The 18405-nt window shown below is 66.2% G+C and carries 17 protein-coding genes; 7 read left to right on the top strand and 10 right to left on the bottom strand.

The features are described 5' to 3' along the window. Positions 1-37: 37 nt before the first annotated feature. Positions 38-1267 carry an NADP-dependent isocitrate dehydrogenase gene (locus JOY29_RS02485; RefSeq protein WP_300974625.1) on the bottom strand — a complete coding sequence of 410 codons (1230 nt, stop codon included), beginning with the start codon at positions 1265-1267 and terminating at the stop codon, positions 38-40. A 123-nt stretch (positions 1268-1390) separates the two neighbouring features. On the opposite strand from JOY29_RS02485, the gene JOY29_RS02480 reads away from it, so the two are divergent. Both JOY29_RS02480 and JOY29_RS02475 read left to right on the top strand, forming a co-directional pair. After that, complete coding sequence (locus JOY29_RS02480; protein ID WP_300974624.1) at positions 1391-2128, top strand: phosphatidylserine decarboxylase; 738 nt, start codon at positions 1391-1393, stop codon at positions 2126-2128. Beyond that, positions 2125-2940 carry a CDP-alcohol phosphatidyltransferase family protein gene (locus tag JOY29_RS02475; protein ID WP_300974623.1) on the top strand — a complete coding sequence of 272 codons (816 nt, stop codon included), beginning with the start codon at positions 2125-2127 and terminating at the stop codon, positions 2938-2940. Before JOY29_RS02480 ends, JOY29_RS02475 begins: the two co-directional genes overlap by 4 nt. Here the strand turns inward: JOY29_RS02475 and JOY29_RS02470 are convergent. The 9 genes from JOY29_RS02470 to JOY29_RS02430 all read right to left on the bottom strand — a co-directional run bounded on the left by JOY29_RS02470 (position 2894) and on the right by JOY29_RS02430 (position 10056). Continuing rightward, on the bottom strand, positions 2894-3118 hold the full coding sequence (locus tag JOY29_RS02470) for a hypothetical protein (protein ID WP_300974622.1): 225 nt from the start codon (positions 3116-3118) through the stop codon (positions 2894-2896). The two genes, JOY29_RS02475 and JOY29_RS02470, sit on opposite strands and share 47 nt — an antisense overlap. Positions 3119-3231: 113 nt before the next feature. Beyond that, a complete protein-coding gene (hisIE, locus tag JOY29_RS02465) occupies positions 3232-3864 on the bottom strand; it encodes a bifunctional phosphoribosyl-AMP cyclohydrolase/phosphoribosyl-ATP diphosphatase HisIE (protein ID WP_300974621.1) in 633 nt (210 codons plus the stop codon). Next, entirely contained in the window at positions 3861-4643 is a 783-nt protein-coding gene (gene hisF, locus JOY29_RS02460) for an imidazole glycerol phosphate synthase subunit HisF (RefSeq protein ID WP_300974620.1), read from the bottom strand. Before hisF ends, hisIE begins: the two co-directional genes overlap by 4 nt. Continuing rightward, on the bottom strand, positions 4615-5331 hold the full coding sequence (locus JOY29_RS02455; RefSeq protein ID WP_300974619.1) for a HisA/HisF-related TIM barrel protein: 717 nt from the start codon (positions 5329-5331) through the stop codon (positions 4615-4617). Before JOY29_RS02455 ends, hisF begins: the two co-directional genes overlap by 29 nt. Further along, positions 5328-5915, bottom strand: coding sequence for an imidazole glycerol phosphate synthase subunit HisH (gene hisH, locus JOY29_RS02450; RefSeq protein ID WP_300974618.1), 588 nt, complete (start codon positions 5913-5915; stop codon positions 5328-5330). The genes JOY29_RS02455 and hisH overlap by 4 nt, the downstream gene beginning before the upstream one ends. Further along, the gene (gene hisC, locus JOY29_RS02445; RefSeq protein WP_300974617.1) at positions 5912-7567 is read right to left on the bottom strand and encodes a histidinol-phosphate transaminase; all 1656 of its coding nucleotides are present in this window, start codon (positions 7565-7567) and stop codon (positions 5912-5914) included. The genes hisH and hisC overlap by 4 nt, the downstream gene beginning before the upstream one ends. Continuing rightward, the gene (gene hisD / locus JOY29_RS02440) at positions 7564-8847 is read right to left on the bottom strand and encodes a histidinol dehydrogenase (RefSeq protein WP_300974616.1); all 1284 of its coding nucleotides are present in this window, start codon (positions 8845-8847) and stop codon (positions 7564-7566) included. The genes hisC and hisD overlap by 4 nt, the downstream gene beginning before the upstream one ends. Further along, complete coding sequence (gene hisG / locus JOY29_RS02435; protein ID WP_300974615.1) at positions 8844-9734, bottom strand: ATP phosphoribosyltransferase; 891 nt, start codon at positions 9732-9734, stop codon at positions 8844-8846. The genes hisD and hisG overlap by 4 nt, the downstream gene beginning before the upstream one ends. Beyond that, a complete protein-coding gene (locus JOY29_RS02430; RefSeq protein WP_300974614.1) occupies positions 9724-10056 on the bottom strand; it encodes a YerC/YecD family TrpR-related protein in 333 nt (110 codons plus the stop codon). The genes hisG and JOY29_RS02430 overlap by 11 nt, the downstream gene beginning before the upstream one ends. Before the next feature lie 311 nt (positions 10057-10367). On the opposite strand from JOY29_RS02430, the gene proS reads away from it, so the two are divergent. The 5 genes from proS to dnaE all read left to right on the top strand — a co-directional run bounded on the left by proS (position 10368) and on the right by dnaE (position 18351). After that, a complete protein-coding gene (proS, locus tag JOY29_RS02425) occupies positions 10368-11690 on the top strand; it encodes a proline--tRNA ligase (RefSeq protein ID WP_300974613.1) in 1323 nt (440 codons plus the stop codon). After that, positions 11687-12943: a lipoprotein-releasing ABC transporter permease subunit gene (locus JOY29_RS02420; protein ID WP_300974612.1), complete on the top strand. Its 1257-nt coding sequence runs from the start codon at positions 11687-11689 to the stop codon at positions 12941-12943. The genes proS and JOY29_RS02420 overlap by 4 nt, the downstream gene beginning before the upstream one ends. Beyond that, a complete protein-coding gene (locus tag JOY29_RS02415) occupies positions 12936-13631 on the top strand; it encodes an ABC transporter ATP-binding protein (protein ID WP_300974611.1) in 696 nt (231 codons plus the stop codon). The genes JOY29_RS02420 and JOY29_RS02415 overlap by 8 nt, the downstream gene beginning before the upstream one ends. Before the next feature lie 15 nt (positions 13632-13646). Then, positions 13647-14834: a hypothetical protein gene (locus JOY29_RS02410; RefSeq protein WP_300974610.1), complete on the top strand. Its 1188-nt coding sequence runs from the start codon at positions 13647-13649 to the stop codon at positions 14832-14834. A 67-nt stretch (positions 14835-14901) separates the two neighbouring features. Then, positions 14902-18351: a DNA polymerase III subunit alpha gene (gene dnaE / locus JOY29_RS02405; RefSeq protein ID WP_300974609.1), complete on the top strand. Its 3450-nt coding sequence runs from the start codon at positions 14902-14904 to the stop codon at positions 18349-18351. Positions 18352-18405: the final 54 nt, after the last annotated feature.

Raw genomic sequence — 18405 nt, 5'->3', positions numbered from 1 at the left:
CCGCGAAAATGGCTCCGGCTTGCGCCGGAGCCAGTTCTCAGGCCGCGGCGGTCTGCTTGGTCATTGCCGCTTCGAGATTCTCGACAACCGCCTCGAAGAAGCGCTCGGTCGTCATCCAGGGCTGGTCGGGGCCGACCAGGATGGCGAGGTCCTTGGTCATCTTGCCGCTCTCGACGGTGTCGACGCAGACGCGCTCGAGTGTCTCGGCGAAGGCGACGACGTCCGGAGTTTCGTCGATCCGACCGCGGAACTTGAGGCCGCCGGTCCAGGCGAAGATGCTGGCGATCGGGTTGGTCGAGGTCGCCTTGCCCTGCTGGTGCATGCGATAGTGGCGCGTGACGGTGCCGTGCGCCGCCTCGGCCTCGACCGTCTTGCCGTCCGGGGTCATCAGCACGCTGGTCATCAGGCCGAGCGAGCCGAAGCCTTGCGCCACCTGATCCGACTGCACGTCGCCGTCGTAATTCTTGCAGGCCCAGACGAACTTGCCGCTCCACTTGAGGGCGGAAGCGACCATGTCATCGATCAGGCGATGCTGATACTCGATGCCAGCTTCCTCGAACTTCGCCTTGAATTCGCTCTCATAGACCTCCTGGAAGATGTCCTTGAAGCGACCGTCATAGGCCTTGAGGATGGTGTTCTTGGTCGACAGGTAGACCGGCCAGCCGCGCTGCAGGCCGTAGTTGAGGCAGGCCTGGGCGAAATCTCGAATGCTCTCATCGACATTGTACATGCCCATCGCCACGCCGGCACTCTCGAACTCGAACACTTCATGCTCGATTACTTGGCCGTCGTTGCCGGTAAACTTGATGGTCAGCTTGCCAGCGCCCGGAACGCGGAAGTCGGTCGCCTTATACTGGTCGCCGAAGGCGTGGCGGGCGACGACGATCGGGTCGGTCCAGCCGGGAATGATGCGGGGAACGTTCGCGATCACGATCGGCTCGCGGAAGACAACGCCGCCGAGAATGTTGCGGATGGTGCCGTTCGGGCTCTTCCACATCTTCTTGAGCTTGAATTCCTCGACGCGTGCCTCGTCGGGGGTGATGGTCGCGCACTTCACGCCGACGCCATATTGCTTGATCGCATTGGCGGCCTCGACGGTGACCCTGTCCTCAGTGGCATCGCGATTCTCGACCGAAAGGTCGTAATATTTCAGATCGACGTCGAGATAGGGGAGGATCAGCCGTTCGCGGATCCACTGCCAGATGATGCGGGTCATCTCGTCGCCGTCGAGCTCGACGACCGGGTTCTTCACCTTGATCTTGGTCATGTGCCTGCCTGCTTGGAATGTTCGGCCGCGCAGGTAGCGGCTGGCCGGCGCTCTGGCAACGCGGCTGCAGCCTCGCGCCCGCGCTCTGGCAACACGCGCGCGGCTTCGTTAAGGGCCTATGACATGGCGCATATCGAAAATCCCGACAGCCAGCTGACCGCGGTCAAGTGGCGCTTTCCCTCGGTTCACCCGGAAGGGCGCAAGTTCACCGTCATCGCCGGTGCGATTGCCCTTTTCCTGCTGGTCCTCGATTCCGAGTTCGCCGAGCTTCTCGGCTGGCTGATGGTCGGTGTGACCGTTTGGGTCGCGGCCTTCTTCCGCGATCCGATCCGGACAACTCCATCCGATCCCAAGCTGATCGTCTCGCCGGCCGACGGGCTGGTGACGATGATCGCCCGCGTGCCCGCGCCGCCGGAACTGCGTTCGGAGCTGGGAGAGGGCGAGTTCACCCGCGTGTCCATCTTCATGAGCGTGTTCGACGTGCACATCAATCGCACCCCGATCGCCGGGGTGATCCGCCGCATCGCCTACATTCCCGGCAAGTTCCTCAACGCCGATCTCGACAAGGCTAGCGAGGATAATGAGCGGCAGCATTTCGTGGTCGAGGGCGACAATGGCGTGAAGATCGGCTTCACTCAGATCGCCGGCCTGGTCGCGCGGCGCATCATGAGCTTCGTGCGCGAAGGGCAGCGGGTCAGCAACGGCGAGCGGATCGGCCTCATCCGCTTCGGCAGCCGGGTCGATGTCTTTCTTCCCGCCGGCACCGGCTCGCGTCTGCTGCTCGGCCAGCGGGCGATCGCCGGCGAGACGATCATTGCCGAACTCGGCACCGATCCGCTGCTCAACGGAACCAGCCAGTGAGCGAATCTGCCCGAGCGCAGGCGGGAGCGGTGGCACCCTCCGGACTGCCGCTCCGGGCGGTCCTGCCGAATGCCATCACTGCGCTTGCGCTTTGTCTCGGCCTCACCGCCGTGCGGTTCGCCGTAGCAGGAGAGTGGGACAAGGCCATCGCCATGGTCGTGACCGCCGGAGTCCTCGACGGCTTCGACGGGCGTATCGCGCGCCTTCTCAAGGCGCAGAGCCGGTTCGGCGCGGAGCTGGACAGCCTCGCGGACAACATCAGCTTCGGGACCGTGCCTGCGCTTATCCTCTTCCTCTTCGTGACTGGCGGGCAGTCGCTGAGCAAGACCGTGACCAATGGCCTCTGGATCGCGGCGCTGGCGCTGGCCATCTGCTGCGCGCTGAGGCTCGCTCGCTTCAACAGCCGGATCGATGCCGTCTGGCAGCCGCACAAGTCGGCGGGCTTCAACACCGGCGTTCCGGCGCCGGCGGGGGCGGGCCTGTCCTTCCTGCCCATCTACCTCTGGCTGGTGACCGGCAACGACCTATTCCGTTCTTGGCAACTGGTCATGCCGTGGACCTTGTTCGTTGCTCTGCTGATGATCTCGGCGCTTCCAACCTACAGCTGGGCAAGCATGCGCATCCGGCGTTCGACTCGTCTGTTCGTGCTGGTGCTGGTGGCCTTGCTCGGCGCGTCACTGGCGATCGAACCGTGGATCACGCTCGCAGCCATCAGCATCATCTATCTCGCCACCATTCCCCTGGGGCTGATCAGCTATGCCAAGGTCAGGCAGCGGCGCGCAGCTGAGGGCGGGCCGACAACGGGCGGCTGACCCGGCGCGACACCATCCGGACGGTGACGGGACGAGTCGCAAGAACCGGCTCGGACAGCAGAGAATGGCCACGCAGCGCGGCGAGGATCTTGGGCTGGGCGGCGGCGAGCGTCTCGCCGATGCAAAGCATGGCCAGGCCAAGAACGGCAGTGAAAGCGAGGGCGGCAAGGAGCAACATAGCACGTTCTTCCCTTGTTCTTGAGAGAAGCAACGGGGTCCGATTCATTTCGTTCCGAAATGGACCGGAGAACCGCGCTTATGCGCCAATGTTCCCTTCTTGTTCCTCCGCTGTCAAGCGCTTTGTTCTTTCCCCGTTCTCATGGGCTTGTGCCGCTGCCGCAAAGTCTCGATTACCGAGGCGAGGCTCACGTCGCGTGAACGAAGGGTCACGAGAAGGTGGAAAAGCAGGTCTCCGGCTTCCTCGCGGAGACCTGCGGCATCTCGGCTGACCGCTGCGAGCGCGACTTCCACACCTTCTTCTCCGACCTTCTGCGCCGCCTTGCCCGGGCCGCCGGCCAGCAGGCGCGCGGTATAGCTGTCTTCCGGTGCGGCCCCGGCCCGCATGGCCACGATCCGTTCCAGGGAGCCGAGCCAGCCCGCGCCCGGTGCTTCGGTGCCGAAGCAGCTGTCGGTCCCAAGGTGACAGGTGGGCCCTGCCGGTTCGGCAAGGACGAGCAGGGCATCGCCATCGCAGTCGCCATGCAGTGAGGCGACCTTCAGCACGTTGCCGCTGGTCTCACCCTTCCGCCACAGGCGATCCTTGGAGCGGCTGAAGAAGGTGACCTCGCCGCTGTCGAGCGTCGCGGCGAGCGCCTGGCGGTTCATGTAGCCGACCATGAGCAGCTGACCGGTAGCGCTATCCTGCACGATGGCGGGAATGAGGCCGTCCATCTTGTCCCAAGCCAGACGGTCAGGGTCGATCATCGGCGCACCTCTATGCCTTCTTCGGCCAGCCAGGCCTTCAGCTCGGGAATGGCAATCTTGCGGTCATGGAAGACCGTGGCGGCAAGGGCGCCGCTGGCTCCAGCCCGGAAAGCGTCCCGGAAATGCTCGGGCGCACCCGCCCCGCCGCTGACAACCAGCGGCACGTCCACAGCCGCCATGACGTCACGCGCATGAGGAAGGTCGTAGCCCTGTCGCACGCCGTCCCGGGCCATGGCGTTGAGCACGATCTCGCCGGCACCTCGCTCGACTGCCTCGCGCGCCCAGGCGACCGCTTCGCGCCCACTGTCGCGGGTGGAGTTGGGCGAGCCGGTATATTGCTTCACCCGGTAGATGCCGTCGGCGCCTTCGAGGCTGTCGATCCCGACGACCACGCACTGGCTGCCGAAGTCGCGCGCGAGCTTGGTGATCAGGTCGGGATCCTCGAGCGCCGGCGAATTGACCGACACCTTGTCCGCCCCCGCTTCGAGGACGGCGGCAGCGGTCTCACGATCACGGATTCCGCCGGCGACGCAGAAGGGAATGTCGATGACGGCCGCGACCCGCTCGACCCAGCCGAGGTCGAGGCTGCGGCCTTCGGCGCTTGCCTTGATCTCGTAGAAGACCAGTTCGTCTGCTCCCTCGGCCGAATAGCGCAGCGCATGTTCGACGATGTCGCCGATGTCGCGATGGTCGCGGAACCGGACGCCCTTCACCACGCGGCCTTCCGCCACATCGAGGCAGGGGATGATCCTAGCGGCAGGCACGGAGCGCCTCCGCAAGGTCGATCCTTCCCTCCCACATCGCGCGACCGAGGATGGCACCATCGGTGGTGAGCCGGTCGAGGTCACTGAGGCCGGTCACGCCCCCGCTGGCCTGGACGGCGAGATGGGGAAGGCGGGTGACCGCTTCGGCGAGAAGTTCGTGATTGGGGCCCTGAAGCATGCCGTCACGCCCGATATCGGTCAGCAGCAGGTGGCGGGCGGCAGGGTAGCGCGCGGCGACGTCCCACAGGCTCAATCCGCTATCCTCCTGCCAGCCATGCGTCGCGACGAGCGGCACCCCGTCAATCATGCGCACGTCGAGCGAGAGGGTGATCCGCTCCGGCCCGAACCGCTCGAGCAGGACACTGGTGGCTTCCGGGTCGCGCACGGCGAGGCTGCCGACCACCACGCGCGCTGCGCCAGCGTCGAGCAGGGCCGCCACGTGGCCGGCGGTGCGCACGCCCCCGGCGACCTGCAGCTTGAGCGTGGTCGAACCTGCAAGCCCGGCGAGAAGGGCATGCTGGGCGGGTTCGCCAGCCTTGGCGCCGTCCAGGTCGACGACATGCGCCCACTCCGCGCCTGCTTCGGCGAATGAAGCCAGCGCGGCTGCAGGCGCGGGCGCGTAGAAGGTCACCTCGTCGAAGCGCCCCTGGCGCAGCCGCACAATGCGGCCGCCGATCAGGTCCATGGCGGGATAGAGTATCATGCGTCGAGCCAGGCCTTCAGGAAGCGCGCGCCGGCAGCACCGGATCGCTCGGGGTGGAATTGCGCGCCGGTCCAGTTGGCGCTGCGCACGATGGCAGGGATGGTGGTGCCATGCAGCGCCCGGGCGATCGTGGCCGGGCCGTCCTCAGCCGCATAGCTATGTGCAAAATAGACGTAGTCGCCGTCGTTTATGCCAGCTTCCTCGCTAAGCACCTCAAGCCTGCTCCAGCCCATGTGCGGCACCGTCAGGCCGGGCGCAGAAGCAAGTCTGCGAATCACCCCGGGGATCAGCCCGAGAGATTGGACGTCACCCTCCTCGCTGCGCTCGAAGAGCAGGTGCATTCCAAGGCAGATGCCAAGGGCGGGACGGCGATAGGCCTTGAGCGCCGGCGCGAGGCCAAGTGTGTCGATCCGCTCCATTGCATAACCAGCGGCACCGACTCCCGGGAGCAGCAGCCGTTCGGCCATGGCGACTCCTTGCGGATCCCCGCTCCGAACGACCTCGGCACCGAGGCGGCGAAGTGCGGTCTCGATCGAGTTGATATTGCCATAGCCGACGTCGACCAGAGTGACTCGAGCGCTCACAGCATGCCCTTGGTGCTTGGCAGCGAGTCGACTCTTCCCTCGATCGCAAGGGCTTGGCGCAAGGCTCTGCCGAAGGCTTTGAAGCAGGCCTCGACCTTGTGATGGTCGTTCTCGCCCGCGACGCGCACGTGGATAGCGGCCCCGAGACTGTCCGCGAGGCTGCGAAAGACGTGCGGCGTCATCTCGGTCGGATAGTCTCCGATATGCGAAGCCTCGAAGGATCCGTCGAACTTGGCGAACGGGCGGCCCGACAGGTCGATCAGTACCTGTGCTTCGGTCTCGTCCATCGGCAGTGCAAAGCCGAAGCGTCCGATCCCGCGCTTGTCGCCGAGTGCTGCCTTGAGCCCTTGGCCAAGCGCAATGGCGACATCCTCGATTGTGTGATGGGGATCGATCTCGAGATCGCCCTCACAAGCAAGGATCAGGCTGAAACCGCCATGCGCCGCCACCTGGTCCAGCATGTGATCGTAGTAGGGAATGCCTGTGTCGATCCGCCGCGGTGCCTCCCGATCGAGATCGAGCGCAAGGGCAATGCGGGTTTCCTTGGTGTCGCGAGCGATCTCGGCGCGGCGGGAAGCAGTCTGTCCGACGGAAACACCGAAGGCAGCAAGGGCGGCGTCATTCTCTTCGCGCGTACCGATGGTGAGGCGAATGCCGCCGGGCGCGGCATTGGGACGGTAGCGGACGCGAATGCCCTCCGCGCTCAGGCGCGCCGCAAGCGCTTCCGTATCGCTCGTCTCGAGGAAGAGGAAGTTGCCTGCGCTCGGAAAGACCCGACGGACGTGCGGCGAACGGGCGATCAGGGGCGCGACGCGGTCCCGCTCCGACAGCAGCTGCGCGATCCGCTCCCGGTGCACGGCACGCCGCGCGGGCTGCAGCGCCTCGAGCGCCGCCGCAATCGAGAGGGTCGGAAGCGGGTAGGGCGGCAGCGCGCGGGCAACGATCTCCAGCGTTTCCGTCGGTCCGACAAGCCCACCAACACGCGCTCCGGCGAGCGCGAAAGCCTTGGAGAGGGTCTTGAGCACTAGCAGGTTAGGACGCGCGATCGCTTCCGCGACCAAGGAGGTGCTGTCGCTGAACTCGAGATAGGCCTCGTCGGCGATGATCATGACGTCGGGGAGGGCATCCACGATACGCAGGATGATTGCGGGATCGACGGCGTTGCCGGTCGGATTGTTCGGCGTGCAGAGGAAAAGCAGCTTGAAGGACGGATCGCCCTCCACAGTGGCGACCACCGGGTCGGCGTCGAGATCAAAGTTCGGATTGAGCGGGATCTCGACGACGGTCGCGCCCTGCAGTTGCGCGAAGTGGGCATATGCCGAAAAGCTCGGCGTCGTGACCGCAACCTTGTCCTCGGCTCCGCGCAGGAAAGTGCGGCAGAGAAGGTCGATGGCATCGTCGCCGCCCCGGGTGATCAGGAACTGCTCGGGTGCAACGCCATAGAGTGACGCCATGGCGCCACGCAGACGCTGCGGCTGGGGTTCGGGATAGCGGTTCACGCCGGCGGCGACGCTTCCACCCGACAGAGGGCCGAACGGACTCTCGTTGGCGTCGAGCTTGATCGCGTCGGGATCGGGCGCGCGGTTGCCGAGGTCGAAGGGGGCGAGCGCAAGGATCTCAGGACGCGCGAGGCGCCGGGCGAGGCCGATCATCCCGCCCTCGCTTCCGCCGCACGGGCGTGGGCTTCAAGTGCCTCGAGCCGGGCCAGCGCCGCTGCCGGAGCGGCAAGGGCGCGACCGGCCTCAACCGAGACGCGCTGGATACTGATCGCCTTCATGAAACTTTGCACGGTAATACCGCTCCAGGCGCGGGCAGCGCCATCGGTCGGAAGGACATGGCTGGAGCCCGCCAGATAATCACCGAAGCTCTCCGCCGCGGCATGACCAGCGAAGATGGCGCCCGCATTGGAAACGGCGCGGACCATGGGCTCGGGATTATCGACGGCCAGGCAGAGATGCTCGGGCGCATAGGTGTTTGCGATGACTGCGGCCTCGTCGAGGCTGCGGGCGATGATAGTCCGGCCATGCTCCAGCGACTGCCGGGCGAGGTCGGCACGCGGCAGCATGGCGACCTGCTGCGCGACTTCTTCGGCAATGCGCGCAGCAAGGATCGCGTCGGTGGTTACCAGCAGCACCTGCGCGGAAGCGTCATGTTCAGCTTGACTGAGCAGGTCGGCGGCCACCATGGAGGGCGAAGCGCCTTCGTCAGCGATGACCATCAGCTCGGACGGGCCCGCGGGCATGTCGATGGCCGGGCCACCCGGAAGCGCACTGACCTGGGTCTTGGCTTCGGCCACCCAGGCGTTGCCCGGACCGCAGACCTTGGGGACCGCAGGAATGTCACCTGCGCCGAAGGCGAGGGCCGCCACCGCCTGTGCGCCGCCGACGGTCCAGACGGCTTGAATCCCGCACAGCTCGGCGGCAAGCGCGATGGCGGGGGCAAGGCCGTGCTCGCTCGGTGGCGTGACAACGATAATCTCGCTGACACCCGCCGCCCGAGCGGGAAGCGCCAGCATCAGCAGGGTCGAGAAGAGGGGGGTGGCACCGCCGGGCACGTAAAGGCCGACGCGATCAAGAGGGCGCCACGCCTTCTCGACCGTAAGGCCGGGCATGGTTTCGACCAAGGTGTCGCTGGGTCGGCTGGCCTCATGGAAAGCGCTGATGTTGCGTGCGGCGAGCTCTATCGCGGCGACGTCCTGGGGCGGCAGGGCAGCGCGGGCGGCGGCGGCGATCGGGGCGACCGTCACCTTTTCCGGCGCACGACCGTCGATGCGCTCGGCGATCCGGACCAGGGCGTTCCAGCCTCCGTCACGCACCTCTTCGATGATGGCCGTCACGCCGGCTACCAGCTCCGGCGAGCGTCGGGCTGCGGGACGGGCGAGGGCGGCTCTCTGCTCTGCCGCTGTCAGTTCGGACCAGACAAGAGGAGTCACGGCATCATCTTTTCGATGGGAAGGACGAGAATCGCCGATGCGCCCGCCTCCTTCAGCTTTTCCAGCGTCTCCCAGAAGACGGATTCCCGGGCGACGGCATGGACCGCGAAATGGCCGGGACGGCCGTGCAGGGGAATGATCGTCGGCGCATCGGCACCGGGCAGGATGCGGGTGATCGCCGGCAGCGCTTCGGACGGCGCGTTGAGGAGGATGTATTTCGCGTCCTTGGTCGTGAGAACGCCGTCGATGCGGCTGAGCAGCGATTCGCCGAGCGCCTGGCGCTGCGCCGGGACCGGGCGCGTCGTCCGTATCAGCACGGCTTCGCTGTCGAACACATCGGCGACGGCGCGCAGGCCATTGGCTTCGAGGGTGGCGCCGGTGGACACCAGGTCGCAGATGAATGGTGCGATCTTGAGGCGCGGTGCCAGCTCAACTGCGCCGTTCATCTTCACCACGCTAGCCCGGATACCCTGCCCGGCAAGCCAGCCATCCACGATCTTGGGATAAGAGGTTGCGATACGCTGACCCTCCAGCATCGCCGGACCGCTCCAATCGACCGTCTCCGGGGCCGCCAGCTTGAGCGAGCAGCGCGCCACGCCGAGCGGCGCCACCACCTCTATATCGGGTTCGCCGGACGACAGCCGGAACTCTTCCAGCACATTGCCGCCGACGATCCCGAATTCGCAGACACCGTCCGCGACAAACGTCGGAATGTCGTCGTCGCGTACGAACATGATGTCGGCGGCAAAATTCTCCACGCGCGCCGTCAGCGCATTGCGACCATTCTGGAGGCGCAGGCCGGCGTCCTTCAACAACTCGCGGCTGATGTCGGCCAGTCGGCCATTCTTCTGGATGGCGATGTGCAGCCGATCGGCGTCAATCAGCATTCTTTGCTCCAGCGAGGGCGTCGATGGCCGCGCGATAACCTTGGTGTGGCTCCTGGCGCAGAAAGCGCGCCACGCGGACGATCGTGGTAGTGGAAACGCCGGTGGCGTCGTGAATGTCGCGATAGGAGAGGTCGGTCCCGTCGAGCAGGCGGGCGACGTGCCAGCGCTCGGCAAGCGTGCGTATCTCCTGCGGCGTGCAGAGATCCGTCAGCAGCCGCGCCATCTCCTCGGACGATTGCGGTGTAAGCAGCGCACGGCACAGCTCCTCCGTCAGGAAAGCGCCGTCGCGGGTCGGGGCGGGGGAGGGGGCGGTTTGTTCCATCGTGCTAATACGCTGGAACGCAGCTACGTGCGCAGGCAGTGGCTGTCAACCGCAAGCTACCGAACAAGCAAAACGCCCGGGCCGCTCGTGAGAGCGACCCGGGCGCCTTCGCGTGACGATTGCTCGTCAGCCCCCTTGGACCTTTCGCGGCAGGAGTATGCCGCGGCTTGGAGACTGATTGCTGCCGCCTTTTCCGCCACTTGTCATCAGGAAGGACCTAGCCGTGACGAGTTTTCCACAGCCATTGTGTCGGAGCGGCAACAGGAGGGCGGTGATTGCCTGTTCATCTGGCGGCCTCTAGGGAGCGGCACATGCGCCTTTCCCAAGCCTTCCTTCCCGTCCTCAAGGAGAGCCCAGCCGACGCCCAGATCGTCAGCCACAAGCTGATGCTCCGCGCCGGGCTCGTCCGCCAGACCGCTGCCGGTATCTATGCCTGGCTTCCGCTCGGCCACCGGGTGCTCAAGAAGATTGAGCAGATCGTGCGCGAGGAGCAGGATAAGGCAGGCGCCATCGAACTGCTCATGCCGACTCTCCAGTCCGCCGACCTGTGGCGGCAGAGCGGGCGCTACGACGCCTACGGCCCTGAGATGCTGCGCATTCGCGACCGCCACGAGCGCGAGATCCTCTACGGTCCGACCAACGAGGAGATGATCACCGCGCTGTTCGCGGCTGAGACGCGTTCCTACCGCGAACTCCCGCGCACGCTTTACCATATTCAGTGGAAGTTCCGGGACGAGGTCCGCCCGCGCTTCGGTGTCATGCGCGGGCGCGAGTTCCTGATGAAGGACGCCTACAGCTTCGACCTCGACGAGGCGGGCGCGCGGCTCAGCTACTACAAGCAGATGCTCGCCTATCTGCGCACCTTCCAGCGGCTGGGCATCCAGGCGGTGCCGATGCGCGCCGCCAACGGCCCGATCGGTGGCGACCTCAGCCACGAATTCATCGTCCTTGCGCCGACCGGCGAAAGCGAGGTCTTCTACGACGCTGCCTACGACAGCTTCGACTGGAGCCAGTCCGACCTCAACTATGCCGACGAGGCGGGGCTGAAGGGCTTGTTCGACCGGGTGAACAATACCTACGCCGCCACCGACGAGACGCATGACGAGGCAAAGTGGGCCGAGCTGCCCGCCGATCGCCAGCGCACCGGCCGCGGAATCGAGGTAGGCCACATCTTCTACTTCGGCACCAAATACAGCGATGCCATGGGTCTGAAGGTGTCGGGTCCCGACGGAAGCACCGTCGTTCCGCACATGGGCAGCTACGGCGTTGGCGTCAGCCGCTTGGTTGGCGCGATCATCGAGGCTAGCCATGACGACAATGGCATCGTCTGGCCCGAGGCGGTGGCGCCCTGGCAGGTCGGCCTCGTCACGATGCGCGGCGACGATGCGGCGTCGCAGGCAGCGGCTTCCGATCTCTATGCCAAGCTGACCGAAGCTGGCGTCGACACCCTCTACGACGATCGCGACGAGCGGGGCGGGGCCAAGCTCGCCGGCATGGACCTGATGGGCCTGCCCAAGCAGCTCATCCTCGGTCCGCGCGGCCTGGCCGCCGGGACCGTCGAGCTCAAGGACCGGCGCACCGGCGAGAAGCAGGAGCTCAGCATCGAGAGCGCCTTGGCGAGGCTCACCGCATGATCCTCAACCGCTATGAGCGGATCATTGCCAAGCGCTACCTGCTTCCCGGCAAGGGAGAAGGCGAGCGTTTCATCTTTCTCGTCTCGATGATCAGCCTCGGGGCCGTCGCACTCGGCGTCGCGGCCCTGATCATCGTCATGAGCGTGATGAACGGCTTCCGCGCCGAACTGTTCGAGAAGACGGCGGGCCTCAATGGCCATGCCATCATGACCGGTTATGACGGGCGGATCGAAGGCTGGCAGGCCATCGCCGACGGGACCCGCAAGGTCCCGGGCGTCACTTCCGCGCTCCCGCTGATCGAGCAGCCTCTGATGGCCAGCGCCAACGGCCGGGTCGAAGGCGTGCTGGTGCGCGGCATGCGCCTTTCGGACATCCGCGAGAACCCGGTGCTGTCGGGCGGTGTGAAGAGCGGCAGCTTCGCCAACCTCAGGCCCGGCTGCAATTGCGTGGCCATCGGCACCCGGCTTGCCCTGCAGCTCGGCACCTATCCTGGCGGCGAGATCAGCCTGATCAGCCCGGACGGCCGAGCAACGCCCGTCGGCACCGTCCCGCGCATCGTCAGCTACACCGTCGCAGCTACCTTCGAGGTGGGCGTCTACGACTATGACAATGCCTTCGTCATCATGCCGATGGAGGACGCGCAGACCTTCATGATGCTCGGTGATGCGGTCAGTAACATCGAGATCAAGGTCACCGACCCCGATCGCATCGACGATCAGATGCCGGCGCTACGCCAGCTCATCCAGGGGCGCGGCGAAGCGGTCGACTGGCGCAGCATGAACGCCGCCATCTTCGAGGCACTGGAAGTCGAGAGGGTGGCGATGTTCGTGGTCCTTTCGCTGATCATCCTCGTGGCGGTATTCAACATCCTGTCGAGCCTGATCATGCTGGTCCGCGCCAAGACCCGCGACATCGCCATCCTGCGCACCATGGGCGCGAGCCGGAAGGGCATGATGAAGGTGTTCGTGACCGTCGGAACCACCATTGGCTCGCTGGGGATCGCGTTTGGGCTGCTGCTCGGCGCCATCTTCCTTTTCTTCCGCCAGCCGATCGTCGACGCGATCCAGTGGATGACCGGCCAGAACCTCTGGGACCCGAGCGTCCGCTTTCTTTCCGAGCTGCCGAGCAAGACTGATCCGGTCGAGGTGACGGCGATCGTGGTTACGGCATTCGTCCTCAGCTTCCTGTCGACGCTCTATCCCGCGTGGAAGGCGGCGAGCACGGATCCGGTGCAGGTGCTTCGTTATGAGTGAGGCGGTTCTCGCGACGAGGGACCTCCGCCGGTCCTTCACTCAGGCCGACGTCACCATCGAGGTGCTGCGCGGCGTCGATCTTGCCGTCCAGCCTGGCGAGATCGTCGCCCTTCTTGGACCGTCGGGCTCGGGTAAATCGACCCTGCTTCAGGCCGTCGGCCTGCTCGAGGGTGGCTTCCAAGGGTCCATCCGAATCAATGGCCGTCAGGCGGAAGCGCTGGACACGGACGAGCGGACCGACCTCCGACGCGAGGCGCTCGGATTCGTCTACCAGTTCCACCACCTGCTGCCGGACTTCACGGCCATCGAGAATGTCACCCTGCCGCAGCTCATCCGCGGCGCTGACCCTGAGCCCGCGCGCGAACGGGCCATTGCGCTGCTGACGGCACTCGGCCTCGGCCACCGCCTCGACCATCGGCCTGCCAAGCTCAGTGGCGGCGAGCAGCAGCGCGTGGCGGTCGCCCGCGCGCTCGCCAATCGTCCGCCGCTGGTCCTCGCGGACGAGCCCACCGGCAATCTCGACGAGCATACCGCCGACGTGGTGCTCGCCGAATTCCTCCACCTCGTTCGCAAGGAAGGCAGCGCCGCGCTGGTCGCCACCCATAACGAGCGGCTGGCCCGCAAGATGGACCGTGTGATCCGCCTCCACGAAGGGCGGCTCGAGATGCTGGGACCAAAGCCGGCCTGATGCGTTCGGGGCGCTATGAGTGAGCGTCCACCTTACGACCGCGACAGTCCGCCTCCCGGCGGTTTCGATCCCCGTCTTGGCGGCCGCCGCGATGCGGGTCAGGGCAATGACCGCGGGCCCGATCCGCGGTTCCGCCGGGGCGAGGACGACCGCTATGGCTACGGCCAGAGGCGTGAGCCGCGCGAGGAGCGCATGGATCCGTTCGACAGGGGTGAGCCGCCCCGTTCACCGCCTCCGCCCCAGCAAGGACGGTCCCGCTCCAGTCCCAATCGCTGGCTCTTGATCATCGGCGGCTTGCTGCTGCTCGGCGCCGTCTTGTTCGGCCTCTCGCTGACCAGGGGCGGCGCGGGTTCGGACGCGGTTGGCGGCGAAGGCGACAACGAACAGGAAGCCGCCGCAGCCGATCCCGAAACGCGCTGCGCCGCGCCGGCCACTTACGAACTCATCAAGCGCGAATTGTTCCGCCAGGCAGCCGCCACGCGCGGCTCTGACCAGGCCGCGTTCGATCGCCTCGCGGCTTATGCGGCCCTGCGCGTCAGCAACCCGGTCCTGCGCGAGCAGGACGAGGGATTGGAACGGGTGAGCTGCCAGGCCGAGGCGGCGCTCGACCTCCCGCCCGGCGTCCAGGTCGTTGGCGGCCGGCGCACGCTCACGGCCAACCTCGGCTACAGTCTTCAGCCCGCCGCCGACAGTAGCGGCGACGTGGTCAGCCTGACTGGCGCGGAAGGCATTGTCGTGCCGCTTGCCACCCTCGCCCGAACTGGTGAAGCGACGCCAGCTGATGCCACCGGCAATGTCCAGCAGCCCGACCTAGGCGTGCCGGTCGCACCAGGCGCGCCGCCGCCGCCCGAAGCGCCGCAGCCGGGCAATGCTAGCCCCGACCAAACCCCTCCGCCGCCTGCCGCAGTGCCGCCAAGCGCCAACGTCCGGCCCAGCTTCAACTGCGCCAACGCCCGCACCCGCGGCGAAGTCGCGGTCTGCAACAGTCCGGAGCTCGCCGCGCTCGATCGGCAGATGGCGAACTTCTACCAGACCGCCTTCCGCGGCTCGGACGCGGACACGCGCCGTCTGCTCGAACGGACTCGCAACCGCTTCCTCACCTTCCGCGACCGCTGCCGCAACGATGCCTGCGTCGCGGATTCCTATCGTGGACGGATCAGCGAGATCCGCGACATCGTTGATGGTCGCTGGCGGGGGAACTGACCGACGATCCTGGGGATAAGTCGCCCCTTCCGCTTTCCCTGCGGCGTGACTAGATTATAGTCCCGCAATGGCCTTCGTTCCCCTTCGCATCCTTTCTTCCTTCTCCATGCTGGAGGGGGCGATCGAGCCGAAGGCGCTGGCCAAGTTAGCAAAGAAGCTCGGCTTTCCCGCCGCCGGCCTGACCGATCGCAACGGACTCTATGCTGCCATGGCTTTCAGCGAGGCGGCGATGGACGCCGGCGTGCAGCCGATCATCGGCGCGACGCTGGGACTCGGTCGGCCGGCGGCCTGGGGCGGGAAGGAAGAAACGGTCGACTGGCTGGTTCTGCTCGCCAAGGACGAGGGCGGTTACGCCAATCTCTGCCGGCTGGTGAGCAAGGCGCACATGGAGCGGCCGGATCACCTCGATCCCCATGTCACGCTGGCCGACCTGAGGACCCATAGCGAAGGCTTGATTGCCATGACTGCGGGCGGGGAGGGGAGCGTCGTGCGCCTTCTTGCAGATGGGCAGGCCAGCAAGGCGCACGTAGCGCTGGGCGAGCTGGCGGCAATCTTTCCGGATCGGCTCTATGTGGAGATCAGCCGTCGCGGCGACGCCGCTGAGGAAGCTGCCGAAGGAGCGCTGCTCGACCTCGCCGACACCCTGAACCTCCCGATCGTCGCTACCAATCCGGCTCTCTACGCTGAACCCGACTTCCACGCGGCGCATGACGCCATGCTGTGCATTGCCAACAGTGCCTACGTCGACGAGGCCGAGCGCCCGCGTTCGAGTGAGCATGCCTGGCTGAAGCCCGAAGCCGCGATGTCCGAGCTGTTCGATGATCTGCCGGAAGCGCTTGCAAACACGCTCGTCATTGCACGCCGCTGTGCGGTGGCCGCGCCCAAGCGCCGACCGATCCTGCCGCGCATGGGTGAGGACGAGGATGAAGCGCTGCGGGCGGCAGCACGGGCGGGACTCGAGAAGCGTATCGCGGCTTATGCCGAGGAACTGAAGCCCGCTTATCGCGAGCGGCTGGACTTCGAACTCGACGTCATCGTCCGGATGGGCTTCGCGGGCTACTTCCTGATCGTCGCCGACTTCATCCAATGGGCCAAGAACAACGATATTCCGGTGGGACCGGGGCGTGGTTCCGGCGCGGGCTCGGCGGTCGCCTGGGCTTTGCTCATCACCGACCTCGACCCGCTCGCCTTGGGGCTGCTGTTCGAGCGCTTCCTCAACCCCGAGCGAGTGTCGATGCCGGACTTCGACATCGACTTCTGCGAAACGCATCGCGACCGGGTGATCCGCTACGTCCAGGAGAAGTACGGGCGGGACAAGGTGGCGCAGATCATCACCTTCGGGCGCCTCAAGGCTCGCGCCGTGCTCAAGGACACCGGCCGCGTACTGCAGATGAGCTACGGCCATGTCGACCGGCTCGCGAAGCTCGTCCCCAATCACCCAACCGATCCGTGGACGCTGGAGCGTTCGCTGAACGGTGTCAGCGAGTTGGCGGCGGAAGTGAAGAACGAGCCGCAGGTGAAGCGCTTGTTCGATCTCGCCATGAAGCTCGAAGGCCTGCCGCGCCACAGCTCGACCCATGCCGCCGGCGTGGTCATCGGGGATCGGCCGTTGCAGGAGCTGGTGCCGCTCCACCGCGATCCGCGCTCGGACATGCCGGTCACCCAGTTCGACATGAAATATGTTGAGGGCGCTGGACTGGTGAAGTTCGACTTTCTGGGCCTCAAGACCCTGTCGGTACTGAAGGAAGGCCAGCGCCTGCTCGCCAAGCGAGGGGTCGAAGTCGACTTTGCCAAGCTCGGCTGGGAGGATCCCAAGGTCTACGAATTGCTCCAGCGCGGCGATACGGTCGGCGTGTTCCAGCTTGAATCGGAAGGCATGCGACGGACGCTGGCCGCGGTCCGGCCAACCAGCTTCGGCGACATCATCGCGCTGGTGTCGCTCTACCGTCCCGGCCCGATGGACAACATTCCTCTGTTCGGCGACCGCAAGAACGGCCGGCAGATCATTGAATATCCTCACCCGCTTTTGGAAGACGTGCTGAAGGAAACCTACGGCATCTTCGTCTACCAGGAACAGGTGATGCAGGCGGCGCAGGTGCTCGCCGGCTACAGCCTCGGCGAAGCGGACTTGCTGCGCCGCGCCATGGGCAAGAAGATCAAGAGCGAGATGGACGCCCAGCGCGCCCGTTTCGTCGAGGGTTGCGCGGTCAAGGACATCAAGTCCGCCAAGGCCAACGAACTCTTCGACTTGATCGATAAGTTCGCAGGGTACGGCTTCAACAAGAGCCACGCGGCCGCCTACGCCCTTGTCGCCTACCATACGGCCTGGCTGAAGGCGCATCATCCGGCGGAGTTCTTCGCCGCCTCGATGAGCTACGACATTCACCAGACCGACAAGCTCTGCTTGTTCGTCGACGATCTCCGGCGACTAGGGCTGACCCTGCTTCCGCCCGACATCAACGCCAGTGAAGCCGCGTTCGACGTCGAGGACGGTTCGGCAGGCCTGTCAGTCCGCTATGCCCTCGGCGCGCTCAAGGGCGTCGGCGAAAAGGCGATGGAGGAGCTGGTCGCCGAGCGGCTCAAGAAGTCCTTCTCCAGCCTTGAGGATTTTGCGGCGCGGATCGATCCCCGGATTCTCAACCGGCGCCAGTTGGAGAGCCTGGCGGCGGCTGGCGCCCTGGACGGGCTCAATTCCGATCGGGCCGCGGTCCATGCGGGCGCGGAGACCATCCTCGCGCATGCCCAGTCTGCCCATGGCGAGCGGACGAGCGGGCAGGGCGGGCTGTTCGGCGGCGCGGACGCAGCGGAAAGCATGACCGCTATCCGCCTTCCACGCGACACCCACTGGACGCTGGCGGAACGTATGGCGGCGGAGCGCGACGCGTTCGGCTTCTACTTTTCCGCTCACCCGGTCGATCACCACAAGCACCTCCTTTCCGCCCACCGCGTCCGGGTCTCGACCGATCTGGCCTCGGTGCCCATCCCGGCAGAGGGCAGGGGAGGCGCGACCATGGCGGGGCTGGTGGAGGAAGCGCGTTGGCGTACGTCGCAGCGTGGCCGGCGCTTCCTCATGGCCCGCTTCAGCGACAGCGGCGGCCAGTTCGATGCGACGGTATTCGACGTCGAGGCGGCCGCGGCCGTCGAAGCGGCGGCGAAGGCGGGGCAATGCGGGTTGCTGTCGGTCGAACTCGACCGGCGGCCCGGCGAGGAACAGCCGCGCGTGACCATCAAGCGCTTCCAGCCCCTCGAGGAGCTAGCTCGCCGGAGCCGGGTCGAACTGACGGTGCGCGTGCCGGAAGCATCCGTGCTGGAGGCAGTACTCGGCGAGATCGCCCGCTGCGAAGCGGGGAGCGGAATGGTCCGCCTGTCGGTGCCGGTCAGCGGCGATCGCGAGGCCGTGCTGCTGCTGCCCGGGCGGTTCGCGGTCGACGCCGAAGTCGCCGCCCGTCTTGCTCGGTTCGTAGGGGACGACGGCGTCACACTCGCCGCGGCCGAACAATTGAGGCTGGTGGGCTAGCCTGAAAGAGAAAAGGCCCCGACGTCGCTGTCGGAGCCCTCCCTTACGAGAACC

This window comes from Sphingomonas sp. LHG3406-1 (assembly GCF_029637485.1).
In the GTDB taxonomy this organism is placed as follows: domain Bacteria; phylum Pseudomonadota; class Alphaproteobacteria; order Sphingomonadales; family Sphingomonadaceae; genus Sphingomicrobium.
Note: the sequence above shows the minus strand (reverse complement) of the source record. Positions and strands in the feature narration are given on the sequence as shown.